Source organism: Brachybacterium sp. AOP42-C2-15 (assembly GCF_052377065.1).
In the GTDB taxonomy this organism is placed as follows: Bacteria; Actinomycetota; Actinomycetes; order Actinomycetales; family Dermabacteraceae; genus Brachybacterium.
Map to the genome: position 1 here is coordinate 82,400 of NZ_JBQSWK010000005.1, position 17,028 is coordinate 99,427.

Below are 17,028 nucleotides of genomic sequence, written 5' to 3' on the forward strand. Positions count from 1 at the left end.
CGGGGACCCGGCGCTCCGTCACAGCACTGTCAGTCTGCGAGCACCTCGTCGACGAGGGCCTTCGCAGCGTCCTGCACCTGGCTCAGGTGCTCCTCACCCTTGAAGGACTCGGCGTAGATCTTGTAGATGTCCTCGGTGCCGGAGGGTCGCGCGGCGAACCAGGCCGACTCCGTGGAGACCTTCAGGCCTCCGATCGCGCCACCGGCAGGAGCCTCGGTGATCGCCGAGACGATCGGCTCGCCGGCCAGCTCGGTCGCACTGACCTGCTCGGGGCTGAGCGCCTTGAGCTTCGCCTTCTGCTCGCGGTTGGCCGGAGCGTCCATCCGGGCGTAGGCGCTGCTGCCGAATTCCTCGACCAGCTCGGCGTGCAGCGTGCTGGGGGAGCGGCCGGTGACTGCCAGGATCTCGGAGGCGAGCAGCGCCAGGATGATCCCGTCCTTGTCCGTGGTCCACACCGAGCCATCGCGCCGCAGGAAGGAGGCACCGGCGCTCTCCTCGCCGCCGAAGCCGACGGAGGAGTCGATCAGACCCGGCACGAACCACTTGAAGCCCACCGGCACCTCGTACAGCTCTCGGCCCAGGGAGGCCACCACGCGATCGATCAGGCTCGAGGAGACGACCGTCTTGCCGACCTTCGCGGTGGCCGGCCAGTTCGGGCGATGCGCGAAGAGGTAGCGGATCGCGGTGGCGAGATAGTGGTTGGGGTTCATCAGCCCGCCATCGGGGGTGACGATGCCGTGGCGATCCGCATCCGCGTCGTTGCCGGTGGCGATGTCGTACTCGTCGCGCTTCTCGAGCAGCGAGGCCATCGCCCACGGGCTCGAGCAGTCCATGCGGATCTTCCCGTCGCGGTCCAGCGTCATGAAGGACCAGCGGGGATCCACCTCCGGATTGACCACTGTCAGGTCGAGATCATGCATCTCCCCGATCTCGGCCCAGTAGTCCACCGCGGCGCCGCCCAGCGGATCAGCGCCGATCCGCACCCCGGCGCGACGAATCGCCTCGATGTCGACCACGTTAGGCAGGTCCGCCACATAGGTGTGCAGGAAGTCGTAACGCCCGGCATCCTGGAGGGCCTTCTGTCGGCCATGCCGGCGCACACCCCGCAGCCCCTCCGTCAGCAGCTGGTTGGCCCGGTCAGCGATCCAGGAGGTCGCGTCGGTGTCCGCGGGACCGCCATGGGGAGGGTTGTACTTGAAACCACCGTCACGCGGCGGGTTGTGGCTCGGGGTGATCACGATGCCGTCTGCACGGCCCGGATCGTTCGCAGCCCGACCTCGGTTGTGCGTGAGGATCGCGTGGGAGACGGCAGGGGTGGGGGTGTAGCCGTCCAGCGAGTCGACCTGGGCGGCGACGTCGTTGCCGATCAGCACCTCGAGTGCGGTGTCGAAGGCGGGTCGTGAGAGGGCATGGGTGTCGCGGCCCACGAACAGCGGCCCGCGGATGCCCTGCGCGGCCCGGTATTCGACGATGGCCTGCGTGGTCGCGGCGATGTGGTCCTCGTTGAACGCCGTGTCGAGAGAGGAGCCTCGGTGCCCGGAGGTGCCGAAGGAGACGGCCTGGTCGGGGTCCGACGGATCCGGGTGGAGGTCGTAATACGCGTCGAGGAGCGCATCGACATCGACGAGATCCTCCTCAAGTGCCTTCTGGCCTGCACGGGGGTGCATGATCACCACTCCATCCTCGAGTTCGGGGTCGTCACGACACTCTAGGTCAGGGTGACGCTCCGGACACCGGGGATGACTGCGGGCTGAGACGGCTCGTGGTGCTGAAGGATCAGGACCGACGTGACTTCACCAGCAGCACGATGCCGATGATCGTGAGCACGAGCCCGATCAGTCCCGCGATCACGCCGATGATCGGACCGATCAGCAGCGGGGCAGCCATGCTGAACACGCTGTACGGGCCGAGATAGGCGGGAGCGTCGGTCCCGGTGCAGGAGACCGTCACCGTCGTGTCCTCCAGTGCGGCGACCCCGATCTTCTGCTCGTACTGGGAGCCGTCGCCGAAAGTGATCGAGGTGGAGTTGGGCACCACGCTGACCGCACCGGGAGTGGTCCCCTCAGCAGTGCATTCCGCGCCGGCGGCGTCCGCCTGCGGCACGTACACGATCAGCATCTGGTTCGCGGCGACCTCGACCTCCTCGGTCGGCCCCTGCATCACCACCGGTCCCGCGGAGGCATCGCCCGCGAGAGAACCGACCGACCACACGATCCCGCCGATCGTCGCAGCGGGACCGATCACGAGCAGCAGCACCAGACCGATGATCAGCGGCCACAATCCGCGTCGTCTGCGGGGCGCGGAGCCAGTGCCGCCGGAGGCGCCACCACCCGAGCTCACGGAAGCTGGCAGCGGCCCGGTCTGCGGCGCATACTGATCGGCGCCTGGGGCGCCATACCCTGGGGTGCCGTAGCTCTGGTTGTCGTAGCCCTGGGAACCGTAGCCCTGGGAGCTGGAGCCCGGCGTTCCGTAGCTCTGGGAACCGTAGCTCTGGGAGCCGGAACTCGGAGTTCCGTAGCTCTGGGAACCGTAGCCCTGGGAGCCATTGCTCTGGGAGCCGTACTCCGGGGTTCCATACCCCGGAGCGCTATGTCCCGGAGCGCTATGTCCTGACCCGCTATGCCCTGACCCGCTATGCCCCGGGGTGCCGACCTGCGGAGCGCCGTCCGTCGTCGGAGCGGGGGAGGTGGGCCCGGGCAGTCCATAGCTGGGGCGGCGGCGCGGCGTGGGCGTCGTGGACTCACCGTCGGACATCTGGGCTCCTTCTGGGGACGGCACGGAACGACACAGGATAGTGGCCGATCCTCCGAGGACACCGAGTCCCCGGAACGTGCGCGAGGACGCTCAGTAAGGGACCAGAGACAGCATCAGACCAGCGACAGCATCGTCCCCACCAGCGCCGCGCCCACCACGGCGCACGCCAGAGGAGTTGCCAGCCAGATCAGCAGGATCCTGCCAGCGACCTGCCAGCGCACATTCCGCAGCCCCTGCGCGACACCTGCACCGACCACGCTCGAGGCCAGGGCATGGGAGGTCGAGACGGGAGACCCGAGGCCGAACAGTCCCAGCGACATGGTGACCGCGGCGGACGTCTCCGCCGCGAGACCCTGCGCCACGTTCAGATCGGTCAGGTGCCGGCCGAGCACGCGGATGATGCGGTGGCCGCCCACCAGCGTGCCGAATCCGATCGCGATGGCGACCGCGACCATGAGGGCGACTGCGTACGACGGGTGGCCGCCCGTGGTGGCGAAAGCGATCACGATCACCGCGAGGGGCAGCCGGGAGTCGTTGAGCCCGTGACCCGTGGCGACAGCCCCGGCGGAGACGGTCTGGGCGAAGCGGAGGTGTCCCCGCAGCAGCCGCTCATGCCGGCCCAGGACCAGCACGAGCTGCATCAGCAGGTAGGCGATCACCGCGGACAGCACCGGGCCGACGAGGGAGACGACCAGCAGCAGCCCGAGCCGCTCCCAGGCCGCAGGAGCCCCGATCGCGAGCGAGACCCCCACCGTGGAGCCGAAGAAGGCATGCCAGGTGGACGAGGGCATCCCGAGCCACCAGGTGAGCAGATCCCAGCCGATGGTCGCGAGCATGATCGCGATCAGGACCAGCCCGAGCACATCCGGCTGCCCGGCGGTCTCCTGCGTCAGCGGCGTCATCCCCAGCAGCCGCAGCGCCCACGGTGCGGAGGCGACGATCAGCATCATCCCCAGCAGGGCACCCAGCACGTTGAGGATCGCGGCCAGGGCCAGAGCGGTCGACTCCCGAAGCGTTCTGGTCGTGATCGTCGTGGTGACGGCGTTGGACGCATCGTGGAAGCCGTTCATATACGCCATCGCGAGTGCCAGGACGACGACCAGCACGAGCATCAGCGTCGTCACTCAGGCGTCCTTGACCCGCAGCAGATCGGTCAGCCGCGCGATACGTTCCTGCAGAGCGATCGTGTGCCGGATCGACCCGGAGACGTCATGCAGGGGCATCAGCTCCTGGACGGAGCCGCCTCGCGAGTACAGCTCGCCGAGCGCCCTGCGGATCAGCCTCTCTCCCTGCCGAGTGAGCTTCCGGACCTGGTCGTAGTAGTCGCCCAGCTCCCGGATGCGCGACAGCTTCCAGCTCGCGGCGACCGTGTACTCGGCAGCACGCTCAATGCCCTTGGCCGCATCCAGCAGCGGGGTGGGCAGCTGTCCCACGCGGGAAATGACCAGGAGCTCCGCAGTGTGCTCCATGGAGTCCACCGCATCCGCCATTGTGAGCGCGAGGTCGTACAGCAGCTCGGCCTCATAGGGGGTGATCAGGGACTGGGCGAGCCGCTCGGCGATGCGTCGGCACAGCTCCTCGGCGACCGTCGACTGCTCGTGCAGCCGCGGTGCGATGCGAGTGCGCTCCCGGTATCCGTGGCCGAGCAGCTTCGAATGGGTGTCGGCGGACTGCACCAGCAGCTCGGCGAGCTCCGCGAAGAGGTCGTACAGCGGACGCTCGGTGCGCTGTGGGAAGAACCGGGAGAGGAACTGCATCACCTCGGGTCGCCTCCTCGCGCCTGGGGCGCATGACGTCGCTGCGGCCCGGAGGGGCTGCGCGGACCGGATTCGTGATGATGAGGCGCCGGACCGGGATGCGCCTGTCGGCGCGAAGGCCGCTCGAAGCGGCAAATGTTGGAGCCCGGGGCAACCGCGGCCCGGCGCCTGTCCATCGTAGGGCACCGGCCCGGGCATGAGGCAAATGGATGCCCGCCGCGATATGGCGAGCGCCTCACTCCGCGCCTCACTCCCGCGACTCCCGCGCGAAACTTCCGCGCCTCGCTCCCGCTGCGTCGTGCGCCCCTCTGGCGCGGTCGTGCCGTCGTCCGGCGTCAGTCCAGCAGGCCTGCCTCGGCGTAGCGGCCTGCCGCCGAGAGCTCCTCGCCGGTGCGCAGGAGCCGCTCGGCCTGTCGGGTGCGCGCATCGTCCCGGTCCTCATCCGCCAGATGGGCGGTGCCGTGGGCGATGATCGTGGCGACCGCGCCGGCTCTGCGCAGCGCGAGGCCGAGATCCCCGGTGAACGCTCCACGCAGGATGTCGTCCATCGTCCGCTGGACCTGCGGAACGTCCGGTGGCTCGGCGAAGCCGGAGAGATACCTCAGCCCGGGAACCGTGCGTGATCCCGCGCGGTAGCGGAGCACGACCTCGTCCCCGACCTGCTGCACCCAGGTGTGGAGCACGTACAGCCGCCACAGCGCCCCAGGCAGGGTCGAAGCAGGAGCTCCGGACCACAAGGCGCTGAGGTCGGTCAGGCCGTCCTGGGCGGCCAGCGCCACGACCCGCTCCACGACCTCGGGATCAGAGCTGTGGAAGACCCCATCCAGCAGCGCCCGCGCGGAATCGTGCGCCAGATCCGCCGAGGCGGCGGGGTCGGGCTCGCCGGGGATGGTCTCGGCGACCGACGCGTACAGCGGAGCGGGCCGGCGGAAGCGGGGGGCGGAAGGGCCGTTCGAGGACATGCTCAGCACACTACGCGCAGGCGGCGACGAGCCGCATTACTGTGAGGGCATGACCATCCCCCGGCAGATCGGACCCGAGACCGGTCCGCGCACCGCCCTGCCCGATTACACCCGCAGCAATGCGACGGTCGAGCGCATGGTCTCGGACCTGCGCCGCGGTCACCGTCAGGGGAGCGCACGGCCCGGCACCGGCGGTACTGTTCGGGCCTTGTTCCCGGTCGCCGCCACCCGCGACACCCTGCTGCGTGCGGTGGCCGCCGCGTTGCTGCTGGGCGGCACGGTCATCGCCGCGGTCGGTATCCTGCTGCTCTCGCTCGGAGTGGAGGACGGCCATGCGCCGGAGATCGGCCGGCTGATCGTGATGCTCGCACTCGGCGCGATCGGGCTGATCCTGCTGCTGCTGGGGCTGCGCTTCGTCCTGGTGGCGCTGGGCACCGCCCGCTCACGAGTGGAGATCACCGAGCGCGGGCTGCGGGTGGTGGGCGCCTTCCGTTCCCGAGAGGTCCCCTGGCGGGACATCATCGCGATCGAATCGCGGGTGGTCCATCCGGTGCACTGGCTCACCGCAGCGCTGCGGCTGCGCGACGGCTCCCGCGTGCTGATGCCCGCCTTCGACCGGCATGTCTGGACCTGGTCCCAGCCATCGGGGCAGGACATCCGCACCCTGCGGATCGAGCTGAGGAAGCAGGAGAAGGCCGCTCGCGGCGCCTTCTGAGCCACCGAGCCCGAGAGATCGACCCCTGCGGAAGCACCACGGAGGAGAGCCATGGAAGCACTGATGATGACCCTGGGATCGGGCTGGGTCAGCGGGGTCCGGCCCTATTTCATGGTCTTCCTGCTGGGACTGTCCGGCAGGCTGATGAACCTCGAACAGGTCCCTGAGGTGCTGCAGCGCACCGATCTGCTGGTGATCACCGCCATCCTGCTGCTGGTGGACTTCGCAGCGGACAAGATCGCCTTCCTCGACTCCTTCTGGGACCAGCTGCACACCGTGATCCGTCCGATCGCCGGCGGGGCGATCGGGTTCCTGCTGGGGGGCGAGACCGACACCAGCACCGCCATCGTGATGGCGGTGCTCGGTGCCGCCGCGGCCTTCGGCTCCCACGCCGCCAAGGCAACTGCGCGCGCCGCGGTGAACGTCTCGCCGGAGCCGGTCTCCAACGCCCTGGTCTCCACCGGGGAGGACGTCGCCGCGGTGGTGATGGGGCTGCTCACTGTTCTGCTGCCCGCGCTCGCCGGTGTGCTCGCCCTCGTGCTGCTCGGCCTCGGCATCTACCTGATGGTGCGGATCCGGCGCGCCTATCGAGGACTGCGGGAACGGCTGCAGCAGGCCCGGGCGCGGCGCGGGGACGGCGTCGGACCCGCAGTCTGAGACCGGGGGTCCGACGCCGTCGGGGTCTGGCTCCGGTGGCGTTCTCGCCGGCGACTGGTTCTCTCAGCTGGCGACGGTGCCGGGAGCCTGGCTGATGCCGTCGTCCCACAGGACCCGAGTCGCCTCCGCCACCCCGCCCGCGTCCACGTCGGAGACCCCGAGGATGCCCTCGTCGTCCAACGGAAGATGCCCGATCTTCCAGCTGCCGTCCGCCTCCGCATGGAACATCAGCGGGGTGGGGTCCTCCGGGGCGGCGATATCGGTGCGGCGCAGCGAGACGGTCCGCTCGTTGCCCTCCCCGAGGAAGGCCAGCACGATGTCGGAGACTGAGGCGGGCACCTGATCGCTGCTCGGCAGGGCGGTGACCACGAACGAATCCAGCTCGTCCTGGGTGAGCATGAGGATGGCCTCATTGGCCTTGATGATGAAGGCCATGCGCATCGCCTCGCCTTCGGCCAGCGCGATCCCCAGCCAGCGATCGGCGGCGGTCAGCGCGGTGGCGACCACCTGGCCCTCCTCTCCCAGCAGCCACTGGCCGTCCGCCGAGCGCTCGACCTTCCCCCGGGCGCGGAGCCCGGAGGTGACGGCTGCGGTGACGAACTCCTGGGCTGCTGCGGGCGCGGAGCGCAGCCCGATCTGCTCGCGGGTGATCCTGCCGCTCTCGGTGTCTCGCAGCCCGAGCATGAAGTCGATCTCGTAGGCCGTGTAGATCGTGACCTGCTCGTCGGTCGTGCTGGTCTCGCTCATAGGTCCCCCTGGGTGGCGTGATCCGGACAGCGGGAAGGCGTCCGGTGGAAGTGTCACCGAAAGCATGTCAGATGTGCGCCAGGCACTCCACCGATTCGCGACCGCGCCCGAGATTCGCGACCTCGCCCGAGACCTCCCCGCGCCCGAGACGTCACCGCGCCCGAGACTTCTCAGGAGAGCCGGTCGTAGATCTCCGCCGTCACCTCGTAGCGCAGGGGAGCGCCGGAGAGGAATGCCGAGATCTCCTGCACCACCCCGTCGCCCTGGGCTCGTCGCGCCTCGACGGTCCCTCCGGCCACGTGCGGGGTGATCAGCACGTTGTCGAGCCCGTAGAGAGGGGAGTTCTCCGCCAACGGCTCGACGTCGAACACATCCAGCCCTGCGCGCAGCCGGCCCGCGACCAGCTCGGTGGTCAGCGCCTCCATATCGATCACGGCGGAGCGCGCGGTGTTCAGCACGGTCGCACCGTCGCGAAGTCGCGCGATCATGTCGGCATCGAGCATCCCCCGGGTCTCGTCGGTGACGGGAGCGTGGATCGCGAGCACATCGCTGCGTTCGCACAGCTCCGCCAGTCCCACCAGCTGCACCCCGAGCGCTGCGGCGTCGTCCTCCGTGGCGAAGGGGTCGTGGGCGAGCACCTCCTGGACGCCCAGCCCGCGCACCATCGAGACGTACTCACGACCCACCCGGGACAGGCTCAGCACGCCGATGGTCTGCTCCCGGATGCCATGGGTGAGGGTGCCGGAGCCGCCGGCCCTCCAATCATGCGTCGCCTGCAGGCGACGGTCCATCGAGTGCACATCGCGCAGCAGTACAAGGGTGAAGGTGAGCGCGAGCTCCGCCACCGCGGTGGCCATCGCCGCAGAGCCGCCCTGGGCGAGCCGCAGCCCCTGCTCGAGCACCTGCTTGGGGAACAGGCCTCGCACGGTGCCGGCGGTGTGCGCGGCGTACTTCAGCCGTGACCCGCTCAGCACCGAGGGATCGAAGGGCGCGGTGCTCCAGGACGTGATCAGCACGTCGTAGTCGTCGGCGATGCCCTCGGGGAGGCGGATCCGGGAGTCGCCGCTCTCCGGCGGGAGCACCACCTCGCCCACGCCCCGCAGCCGCTCCAGAGCCGCCTCGGAGTAGAGGACTCCGAGCTCTTGAGGGGTGATCGCCACGAAGATGCGGGGAGTGCTGGCGGGCTCTGCGGGGACGGACATGAGGTCTCCTTCTCGGGGCGGGGCGGTCTTCGGGGTCATGGTGCATCGAGCAGGCCGAGCCTGCGCAGACCGGTGAGCAGGTGACCCGCCACGACGGCATTGCCGAGCTGGTCGAAATGCCCCGGATCCGTGGAGATCGACGGCGGCTTGGCTCCGGCGCGGCGCTCGGCGAGGTCCTCTGCGGAGGCATCGATCCCGGTGGCCTCCGGCAGCGCCGGGGAGGTGACGAAATCCTGGACCTCGAGGTAGGCGCTGCCGAAGCGCTCCGCGCATCCGGAGTTCACGGCGAGCACCTGCGCGCGCATCGCGGGTTCGGCGCCGTTGTTGACGAACTGGCCGACGACGGCGACGCGCGCCCCAGCCTGCTCGAGATACCGGGCGGAGGTGGTGATGCGGTCCAGGACCCCTGCTGCGTCCTGCCCACGGTTGAGGTCGTTCTTGCCCATCCACAGCACGGCGTCGTGGCCGCGCAGGGACGCCCCGGTGAGCGGGAGGAAGGGATCGCCGTCGACTGCGATCGGATCGCCGGGACGCAGGCGGGTCAGGAAGACACCCTCCTCGGTGCCGTGGACCACGGCGGGGATGCCGGCGACGTGGCCGGCGTAGGGCTTGAGGGCGTGGGAGACCAGGTCGAGCTCGGTGGGCAGCAGCTTCACCGTCCCCGCCGCCGGGAGGAGTCCGCCCGCCACGGCGATCGGGAGGGGGATCGACCCGATCCGGGCGGCGGTGTGGTGCGAGGTCTCCCCGCCGCGACCTTCGTTGAGGAAGCCGGTTCCCGATGGCGCCAGCGCCGCCTCGAGCGCCGGACCGATCAGCGCCATCGAGGAGGAGCCCCAGCCGACGAGGGCAGGTCTCATGACAGCCAGCCCTCGCGCCCGGCGGCGACGAACTCCTCGTCCAGCAGCGCGGGGAAGCGCGCCCGCACCTCACGGATCAGCTGCTCCTGCCCGGGGGACAGGACATCGGGCCCCAGGCAGCGAGTGCTGCTCAGCAGCCCCTGCTGGCGCAGCACCTCGTTGACACCGGGGACGCAGCCCGAGAAATTGTGGAGCACATCGAAGACGGCCGCGTTGACCTCTACCAGATCGCTGCCCAGTGCGAGCAGCTCGGGGGTGACGGCGTCGGCGGCGACCTCAGCGTTCGCCCGAGCGACCAGCTCGACCGCGGCGCGAGTGCCCACAGCCCACTGCCCCAGCAGCCCGCCGCGTGCCCGCACCTCCCGCAGGTGCCCGTCGACCTCGCGTCGGAAGGGCGTCACCAGATCCGCCACGATCGCATCGTCGTTGCCGGTCAGCACCGCGACCTGGTCCCAGCGCTCATGACCGAGCAGCTCCTGCATCACGTCGTTGGTGCGGTACCGGTCAAACGGCGCCGTCTTCACCGCCACCACCGACTCGAGGCTGAACAGAGAGCGCCAGAAGGCTCGGCTCAGGGGCATGCCGCCCACGCTGTCCTGCAGGTAGAAGCCGATGGTCGGAAGCACCTCGCCGACGGCTTCGGCACGCTCGAGCAGCGACTGCTCGCTGCGTTCGACCATTCCCCAGGGGCTCATCAGCGCGGCCTGGAATCCGAGCTCGCGGGCGAGCTCCGCCTCGCGGACGGCTTGGGCGGTGTCACCGACCAGGCCCGCGATCAGCAACGGCGAGGCGACGGCGCCCGGGGCGGCCTCCGCAGCGATGGCCGCGGCCTGCTCCCAGACGGTGCGCAGCAGGGCGGGATCGTCATGCAGCTCGAACTGGGTGGAGTGCACTCCGACGGCGAGGCCATGCGCGCCGGCAGCCAGCTGATAGCGGGTCAGAGCCCGCTGCGCTCGCAGGTCCACACCGCCGTGGTCGTCGAGAGCCAGGGGATGTGCGGGGATCGCGACGCCGGAATCGAGCCTCGCGTGCAGGTCGATCATCAGAACTTCCCCTCGCGCTGCTGGAATTTGGTGGCCTTGCCGAGCTGGCGGCCACCGCCCCCGACCCATTGGCCCACCCAGCGCACCAGGCGACGCAGCGGGACCGAGGGATAGCCGTAGAGCTCATGGATCTCGGCGGCATCGTTCAGGAGAGCATCGGGTGACTCCTCGCCGACGATCTTCGGTGCGATGCCCATCTCCTCGCCGAGCCAGTGGGCCAGCCGGCGCACGGAGACGGTCTCCGGGCCGGTGGCGTTGAGGATCCGCGGGGGAGTGCCTGCCAGCTCGATCGACCGCAGCGCCCAGGCGTTGATATCGCCCTGCCAGGCGACGTTGACGGCGGGCATGGTGACATCCACCGGCTCGCCAGCGGCGATCTTGGTGGCGATATCGGCGATCACCCCGTAGCGCAGCTCGCAGGCGTAGTTCAGGCGGAAGATCGACACCGGGGTGTCCCAGGTGTGGGAGGCATAGCTGAACAGCCGCTCCCGGGCGAGGCAGGACTGGGCGTACTCACCGACCGGCGCGGGGTCATCCGCTTCGGTGGAGCCGCCGGTGCCGAGCGGGGAGAGCGGGTACACGTTGCCGGTGGAGTAGACCAGCGAGGGGACGCCCCGGTACCGGTCCGCGACCAGTGCGGGCATCGCGGCGTTGGACCACCAGGTCTGGTGCTCGAGGCCCGTGGTGCCGAACTTCATCGCCGCGAGGTAGAACATGCCCGCGGCGTCCGGCAGGTCCGCGTAGGACTCGGAGCGCGCGAGATCCGCGGGGTGCACCACGATGCCCGCCTCCTCGAGCAGCGTGCGCGAGGCGGGGTCGGAGAAGCGCGAGACGGCGATGACGCGGGCATCGGAGCCGACCTCGTCCAGCGCCCGCCGGGCCATCAGGGACATGGTGGGGCCGATCTTGCCGCCCGCGCCGAGGAGCACGATGTCGCCGCCCAGAGCAGCGAGGGCCTCGCCCACGCCGGGAAGCGGGCGGGACAGGAGCTCGTCGAGCTCCTGCTCGTCGGCAGGGGCGGTGGTGGGAAGCATGTTTGTGATCACGGTCGACACTGATCGTCCTCACGTCGTGGAGAGAAGGTGACGGGAGAAAAGGATTTCCCCGTGAGGGCGAGCCTAAGCCGCCAGCGTGGGACCGTCAAGAGAGCGTTTGCTGGGAGTATCCTCCGAACATGGCAGTGACCCTCAAAGACGTGGCACAACGCGCCGGAGTCTCCGTCCCGACAGCGTCCCGTGTGCTCTCCGGGAGCACCTACCCGGTGGTCGAGGAGCTCCGTGAGCGAGTGAAGGCCGTCGCGCTCGAGCTCGACTACGTCCCCAACGCCCAGGCGCAGGGGCTTCTGCGCGGCAACACCGGCACCATCGGCGTGCTGGTGGGAGACGTCGGCGACCCGTACTTCTCCGAGATCGTCAACGGCATCCACGAACGAGCAACCGCCGAGAACCTGTTGGTCACCATCTGCCATACCGAGCGTGATCCGGAGCGCGAGCTCGGCTACTTCAGGATGCTGCAGTCGCATCGTGCGCATTCCGTGATCGTCGCCGGCTCCGGCCTGAGCGATGAGGCGTACCGGCAGGGGATCGCGACCCGGGTGAGATCCTTCCGAGCTGCGGGCGGGCACGTAGTGGGCATCGGCACCCCGGTGGTCGAGATGGACCGGGTGCTGGTGGACAACCGCGAGGGCGGCCGGCTCATCGGCCGCCATCTCACCGAGCTCGGCCACCGCGATATCGCACTGATCTCAGGTCCCGAAGCGCTGATCTCCAGTCAGGAGCGATACGAGGGGATGAAAGAAGCCCTCGACGAAGTCGGAGCCCGGCTGATCGTCCACCACGGCCCGCCGAACCGGGACGAGGGCTACCGCGCCGCCGGTGAGCTGCTGCGCGAGCATCCCGAGCTCACCGCCCTGCTCGGCACCGCGGACCAGATGGCGATGGGTGCACTCGCCTACCTGAGGGACCAGGGACGCAGTGTCCCGGAGGACGTCTCCGTCGCCGGCTTCAACGACATCGCCGTCGCCCGCGACCTCTCGCCCTCGCTGACCACCGTGCGGCTGCCGCTGCGGGAGATGGGCAAGATCGCCCTGGACCTCGCGCTGGGCCGCGGCGGGACGCGGGGGGTGGCCGACGGTGACAGCGCCGAAGGTTCCGACGGCGTCGCCGACGGTGCCGACGGTGCCGCCATGATCGAGCGCCGTCTCGGCGTCGAGCTGATGGTGCGCCAGTCCACCGGTCCTGTGCGCTCCCGCTGAGCTGCGCCCGGCACCACTCCTCGAAGGAGCATCGATGACCGCCGCCCCGCGGGATGGCCGCCCGAGCGACATTCAGGTGCGCGAGGCGCTGGTCAGCTTTCAGGATGTGGCCCTGGAGCCGCCCTTCGTGATCAGTGGCCGGCCGCTCACCCACGTCAGCGCGGTCACCGTGCAGATGAGCGCGGTGACAAAAGATGGTCGCATCGTGGACGGGACCGGCGCTGGGATGCTCTCGGCGCCCTGGGCCTGGCCGAGCTCCACCCTCGATCTCGCGGGCCGTGACCAGGTGATGCGTGAGCTGGTGAGGGATCTCGCCGCCCGTCTCAACGAGGCTGCAGGCTTCGGAGACCCCTTCACCCTCTGGCGACCGCTCTACAACGCGCTCGACGACGTGCTCGAGGAGGCGGCGCCCCGGGCGAATGGGGAGCGGATCCCGCGCCTGGCCGGCCTGCTGGCCCTCGGGCCGGTGGACAACGCACTCCATGACGCCTGGTCGAGAGCGGCGGGCCGACCGCTGCGCGAGATGTACACCTCTGAATACCTGCGCGAGGATCTCGGCAGGTACGGCGCTCACGGGGTGGGTCTGCATCCGAGCGACACCCTCACCTCCCCGCGGGGCACGCTCCCGATCCAGCACGCGCTCGGCGTCGGCGATCCGCTCGTTCCGGGAGAACAAGCTGGCGGGGAGCGCAGCCTCGAAGAGTGGATCCGCGCCGAGGGCGTGCACCACCTGAAGCTCAAGCTCGCCGGTGACCCCGTGGCCGATCAGGAACGGCTGCGCGACGTCCATCGGATCGCGAGCAGGCAGCGCGCTGACATCCGGCTCTCCCTGGACCCCAATGAGGCCTACACCCTGCCGCGGCTCGCCGCCCTCTTCGATGATCTTGAGCGGCACGATCCCGAGGTGCTCTCCGCGATCGACTATCTCGAACAGCCCATCCCGCGGGATGAGCACGCGGATCCGGTGCTGCTGCGACGGCTGGCCGCCCGCGTCCCGGTGCTCCTGGACGAGGGCTACACCCGCCTCTCCCAGCTGGAGACCCTGCAGGAGCAGGGCTGGTCCGGCGTGGTCATCAAGGCCGTCAAGGGGCAGAGCCACGCGATGATCACCCAGGCCATCGCGCGGCGCGCCGGGATGAAGCTCGCCATCCAGGACCTCACCGCGGTGGACCTCGCCCTCGAGCACTCCCTCGGCCTGGCCTCCGTGCTGCCGGTCTCCTGGCCAGCGGTCGAGTACAACAGCCGCCAGTACGCCGCGGCGGCGAACGGGGAGCTCGCGGCGAGGCGCCCGGAGTCGGTGGCCGTGCGGGATGGACAGGTGACGTGGCATCCGGGCGGGCTCGGACTGTTCGGGGACTGAGGCCGGCGCGTCGGAGACCGGTTGGGCGCAAACGTTCCGGGTCGGCCGTCGACTCGTCCCGGGGATTCTGCGGATCGGGCACCTGGTAAATGCTGTGGCCTGGTGAAACACCGTCGACTACTCCGAGCTTTGTCACGCCCTTGACTGTGTCCATGCTGGACCCCTATCGTAGATAACGGTTTCCTGCTCGAGGCTCGATACCTGATCGGCACGGCAGTGACCCGCTCGGAGGACACATCGATGACGATGCGCGCTGCACAGACAAAAACCGTGAGGGCAGGACTGGTCGGCGGCCTCGTGGCCGCCGTGATCACCGCAGGACTCGGTACCGCGAATGCTGAGCCACCCGAGGGATGGGACATCGCTCATGCCGAGGTGCCGGCCGCTAAGGTCACACTGGGCTCCGCGGATACAGCGGTGATGCCGGACGGGAATGTCAGGACTTTCGCGGTGTCCAATGGTCGCCCCGATTCACAGCTGGTAGAGATCGATCCGCTGTCAGGGGAGGTCATCCGGAGTCTGCGCATGGCAGATGCCGAAGGGTCATGGGGCCTGCGCATCACCGACGAGGGAGACGTCTGGGCTTCCTCTCAGATCCAGGGCGAGATGTGGGAGCTTCCCTGGGGTGCCGAGGAACCCATTGCCCACGATCGACCGACCCCGGACAGCAGCTTCGTATGGCAGGTGGATGCCGACGAGGCAGGTGCCGTCTACGGCGGCACCTATCAAGGGTGGGCCGAGGACCAGACTCCCAAGCCCCCAGCCGTCCTGTTCCGCATCGGCCCCGACGGTGAGCAGACCGTGTACGACGCGTTCGGGGCGGAGCACGAGTACGTGCGCTCCACAGCCGTCGTCGGAGACACCGTCTATGCGGGTACCGGTTCAATCGATGGCAAGCTCTTCGCTGTGGATCCGACGACCGGCGACCGTGAAGAGATCCCGCTCCCCGAGGACCTCGGCACCTGTACGTTCGTCTACGAGATGACACGCATCGGCGAGCAACTCGCGGTGCGCCTGCAGGAGTGCGACAACGGAACTTCCAGCAACATCGGCGTGATCTACGATCCGACGACCGGCGATTGGTCCGACTGGCGGATCGACGAGTTCAGCGGCGCCATCTCCCAGCCCTCCGACGACGGTGTCGTCTACGCGGCCGCGGATGGGGTCATCGCCGCGTTCGACCTCAATGGCGGAACCGGGCAGGAACCTACCGGGACGCCACTCTCCTCCGAGGTCAGTCCATCGACCAAGGACGTCGAGCTGGTCACCGACCCCGCCACCGGGGATGACGTCGTCGTCTCCGTCTCCGCGACGGGCAAGATCATCCGCCACGACCTGACCCGGGGTTCGGTGGACTCGGGCATCCCGGAAGGCTTGGCGGGTGACACCGGAGCGACTGCCCGGACCGCCGTCACGGATGCGGACGGGAACTACCACGTCAGCCTGCGACGCACCGGCGGACTGGGCAGCTTCACCCTCGCCGAGGGTGCCTGGACCTACGAAGGAGGGATCGGCCAGGGGCAGGGTATGACGGTGCACGACGGGATCGTCTACATCGGCCTCTACCCCAGTGCCCGGATCTCGGCCTATGACCCGACGGAGAATTGGGAGCAGGGAAACCCTCGCGAGGTGGCGAGTCTGGACGACGACGGCCAGGACCGGCCGTTCGCCCTGGTCTCTGCGGGCGATCAGCTGGCGATCGGCACGGTGGCGGAGTACGGCAGTCTCAATGGTTCGCTGGCTCTGTACGACCCGGTGACGGACGAACTCACAGTGCATACCGAGGAGTTCTCGGATCGCAGCATCATCGCGCTCGTCCATCATGACGGAGTCCTGTACGGCGGCACGACGATCTACGGAGGCAACGGATCGACGCCGACGCGGGCCGAAGGCACAGTATTCGCCTGGAACATCGAGACCGAGCAGATCCTGTGGGAGCGACCGGTGCTGCCCGGGGAGAAGGGCATCGGTGCCGTTACCGTCGATGAACACGGTCGCCTGTTCGCGGCGAGCGTCGGCAAGGTCGCCGAGATCGATCCCGAGAGCGGGGAGACCGTGCAGAGTGCCGACATCACCGATGACGAGTCCGGATCGCTCCAGGGTGCATGGCACATCAGCGATCTGAGCTGGAACTCGGTGGAGAATGCGCTCTATCTTTCCACCCGGACACAGGTCGTACGGATCGATCCGCGCACCTTGGAGGACATCACGCCGGTCCCGACCGAGGGAGAACTCCTGAGGGTGGCCCCCGACGGCACCAACTTCTGGATGAACGGGCGAACGGTGCACAGCGGCAGCCTGCCGCCGCTTCCAGAGGAACCTGACCAGCAGCCGGAAGAGCCGACGGAGGAGCCGACGAGTCCTGGTGGGCGTACGGAGGAGCCGACTAGTCCAGCTCCTCCCGATGCTCCGTCCGCCGGTTCTGGCTCGGAGGGGGATACCTCTTCAGGGCCCTCGACCGCCCCTGGTGACGATCGCGGGTCGAGGACTGCGGAGCAAGCGGGCGATGATCGTGCCGCTCTTGCCCGAACGGGCTCCGAAGTCACCGGTGCAGCGGCTGCGGCGTTCCTTGCCCTCTTGGCGGGAGGAGCCCTTCTGATGGTCCGAAGTTCCCTGTCCTCCCGCTCGAGACATCGCCCGTAACTTTCGAACAGAACCGAAGGGGCGAGACGCGGGAGATGCCCGGATCCACCTGGCGCGGCCGCGACCGACCACCAACC

The 17,028-nt window shown here is 69.2% G+C and carries 15 protein-coding genes; 5 read left to right on the forward strand and 10 right to left on the reverse strand.

The window, feature by feature from the left end:
- Positions 1–29: 29 nt before the first annotated feature.
- The 5 genes from pgm to ACT3SQ_RS04275 form a co-directional block, all read right to left on the reverse strand.
- Positions 30–1,667: a phosphoglucomutase (alpha-D-glucose-1,6-bisphosphate-dependent) gene (gene pgm / locus ACT3SQ_RS04255; RefSeq protein ID WP_442332426.1), complete on the reverse strand. Its 1,638-nt coding sequence runs from the start codon at positions 1,665–1,667 to the stop codon at positions 30–32.
- Positions 1,668–1,776: 109 nt separating this feature from the next.
- A complete protein-coding gene (locus ACT3SQ_RS04260; protein ID WP_444600856.1) occupies positions 1,777–2,754 on the reverse strand; it encodes a hypothetical protein in 978 nt (325 codons plus the stop codon).
- Positions 2,755–2,867: 113 nt separating this feature from the next.
- Positions 2,868–3,878, reverse strand: coding sequence for an anion permease (locus ACT3SQ_RS04265; protein ID WP_444600857.1), 1,011 nt, complete (start codon positions 3,876–3,878; stop codon positions 2,868–2,870).
- Positions 3,879–4,511 carry a DUF47 family protein gene (locus ACT3SQ_RS04270; protein ID WP_441443920.1) on the reverse strand — a complete coding sequence of 211 codons (633 nt, stop codon included), beginning with the start codon at positions 4,509–4,511 and terminating at the stop codon, positions 3,879–3,881.
- 335 nt (positions 4,512–4,846) lie between these two features.
- Complete coding sequence (locus ACT3SQ_RS04275) at positions 4,847–5,473, reverse strand: hypothetical protein (protein WP_441443865.1); 627 nt, start codon at positions 5,471–5,473, stop codon at positions 4,847–4,849.
- A 49-nt stretch (positions 5,474–5,522) separates the two neighbouring features.
- On the opposite strand from ACT3SQ_RS04275, the gene ACT3SQ_RS04280 reads away from it, so the two are divergent.
- The gene (locus tag ACT3SQ_RS04280) at positions 5,523–6,188 is read left to right on the forward strand and encodes a PH domain-containing protein (protein WP_441443864.1); all 666 of its coding nucleotides are present in this window, start codon (positions 5,523–5,525) and stop codon (positions 6,186–6,188) included.
- Positions 6,189–6,239: 51 nt separating this feature from the next.
- Positions 6,240–6,845: a DUF4126 domain-containing protein gene (locus tag ACT3SQ_RS04285; RefSeq protein WP_441443863.1), complete on the forward strand. Its 606-nt coding sequence runs from the start codon at positions 6,240–6,242 to the stop codon at positions 6,843–6,845.
- 63 nt (positions 6,846–6,908) lie between these two features.
- On the opposite strand, the gene ACT3SQ_RS04290 is transcribed toward ACT3SQ_RS04285, so the two are convergent.
- The 5 genes from ACT3SQ_RS04290 to ACT3SQ_RS04310 form a co-directional block, all read right to left on the reverse strand.
- A complete protein-coding gene (locus ACT3SQ_RS04290; RefSeq protein WP_441443862.1) occupies positions 6,909–7,592 on the reverse strand; it encodes a hypothetical protein in 684 nt (227 codons plus the stop codon).
- Between the two features lie 170 nt (positions 7,593–7,762).
- Positions 7,763–8,794, reverse strand: a complete 1,032-nt coding sequence (locus ACT3SQ_RS04295) for a hydroxyacid dehydrogenase (protein ID WP_444600858.1) — start codon at positions 8,792–8,794, stop codon at positions 7,763–7,765.
- A 35-nt stretch (positions 8,795–8,829) separates the two neighbouring features.
- Positions 8,830–9,651, reverse strand: a complete 822-nt coding sequence (locus ACT3SQ_RS04300; protein ID WP_441443860.1) for a hypothetical protein — start codon at positions 9,649–9,651, stop codon at positions 8,830–8,832.
- Positions 9,648–10,694, reverse strand: a complete 1,047-nt coding sequence (locus ACT3SQ_RS04305) for a dihydrodipicolinate synthase family protein (protein ID WP_441443859.1) — start codon at positions 10,692–10,694, stop codon at positions 9,648–9,650. Before ACT3SQ_RS04305 ends, ACT3SQ_RS04300 begins: the two co-directional genes overlap by 4 nt.
- Positions 10,694–11,749, reverse strand: coding sequence for an NAD-dependent epimerase/dehydratase family protein (locus ACT3SQ_RS04310; RefSeq protein ID WP_444600859.1), 1,056 nt, complete (start codon positions 11,747–11,749; stop codon positions 10,694–10,696). Before ACT3SQ_RS04310 ends, ACT3SQ_RS04305 begins: the two co-directional genes overlap by 1 nt.
- Positions 11,750–11,868: 119 nt before the next feature.
- Here ACT3SQ_RS04310 and ACT3SQ_RS04315 point away from each other — a divergent pair, with 119 nt between their 5' ends.
- The 3 genes from ACT3SQ_RS04315 to ACT3SQ_RS04325 all read left to right on the forward strand — a co-directional run bounded on the left by ACT3SQ_RS04315 (position 11,869) and on the right by ACT3SQ_RS04325 (position 16,951).
- Positions 11,869–12,948, forward strand: a complete 1,080-nt coding sequence (locus ACT3SQ_RS04315; RefSeq protein WP_444600860.1) for a LacI family DNA-binding transcriptional regulator — start codon at positions 11,869–11,871, stop codon at positions 12,946–12,948.
- A 34-nt stretch (positions 12,949–12,982) separates the two neighbouring features.
- A complete protein-coding gene (locus tag ACT3SQ_RS04320; RefSeq protein ID WP_444600861.1) occupies positions 12,983–14,308 on the forward strand; it encodes an enolase C-terminal domain-like protein in 1,326 nt (441 codons plus the stop codon).
- 240 nt (positions 14,309–14,548) lie between these two features.
- Positions 14,549–16,951, forward strand: a complete 2,403-nt coding sequence (locus tag ACT3SQ_RS04325) for a hypothetical protein (RefSeq protein ID WP_444599088.1) — start codon at positions 14,549–14,551, stop codon at positions 16,949–16,951.
- The last annotated feature ends 77 nt before the right edge of the window (positions 16,952–17,028 follow it).

What these genes read in the sequence shown, in the direction of transcription:
- pgm (WP_442332426.1), bottom strand. Translation starts at nt 1,667, where the DNA reads ATGCACCCCCGTGCAGGCCAGAAGGCACTTGAGGAGGATCTCGTCGAT.
- ACT3SQ_RS04260 (WP_444600856.1), bottom strand. Translation starts at nt 2,754, where the DNA reads ATGTCCGACGGTGAGTCCACGACGCCCACGCCGCGCCGCCGCCCCAGC.
- ACT3SQ_RS04270 (WP_441443920.1), bottom strand. Translation starts at nt 4,511, where the DNA reads ATGCAGTTCCTCTCCCGGTTCTTCCCACAGCGCACCGAGCGTCCGCTG.
- ACT3SQ_RS04275 (WP_441443865.1), bottom strand. Translation starts at nt 5,473, where the DNA reads ATGTCCTCGAACGGCCCTTCCGCCCCCCGCTTCCGCCGGCCCGCTCCG.
- ACT3SQ_RS04280 (WP_441443864.1), top strand. Translation starts at nt 5,523, where the DNA reads ATGACCATCCCCCGGCAGATCGGACCCGAGACCGGTCCGCGCACCGCC.
- ACT3SQ_RS04285 (WP_441443863.1), top strand. Translation starts at nt 6,240, where the DNA reads ATGGAAGCACTGATGATGACCCTGGGATCGGGCTGGGTCAGCGGGGTC.
- ACT3SQ_RS04290 (WP_441443862.1), bottom strand. Translation starts at nt 7,592, where the DNA reads ATGAGCGAGACCAGCACGACCGACGAGCAGGTCACGATCTACACGGCC.
- ACT3SQ_RS04295 (WP_444600858.1), bottom strand. Translation starts at nt 8,794, where the DNA reads ATGTCCGTCCCCGCAGAGCCCGCCAGCACTCCCCGCATCTTCGTGGCG.
- ACT3SQ_RS04300 (WP_441443860.1), bottom strand. Translation starts at nt 9,651, where the DNA reads ATGAGACCTGCCCTCGTCGGCTGGGGCTCCTCCTCGATGGCGCTGATC.
- ACT3SQ_RS04305 (WP_441443859.1), bottom strand. Translation starts at nt 10,694, where the DNA reads ATGATCGACCTGCACGCGAGGCTCGATTCCGGCGTCGCGATCCCCGCA.
- ACT3SQ_RS04315 (WP_444600860.1), top strand. Translation starts at nt 11,869, where the DNA reads ATGGCAGTGACCCTCAAAGACGTGGCACAACGCGCCGGAGTCTCCGTC.
- ACT3SQ_RS04320 (WP_444600861.1), top strand. Translation starts at nt 12,983, where the DNA reads ATGACCGCCGCCCCGCGGGATGGCCGCCCGAGCGACATTCAGGTGCGC.
- ACT3SQ_RS04325 (WP_444599088.1), top strand. Translation starts at nt 14,549, where the DNA reads ATGACGATGCGCGCTGCACAGACAAAAACCGTGAGGGCAGGACTGGTC.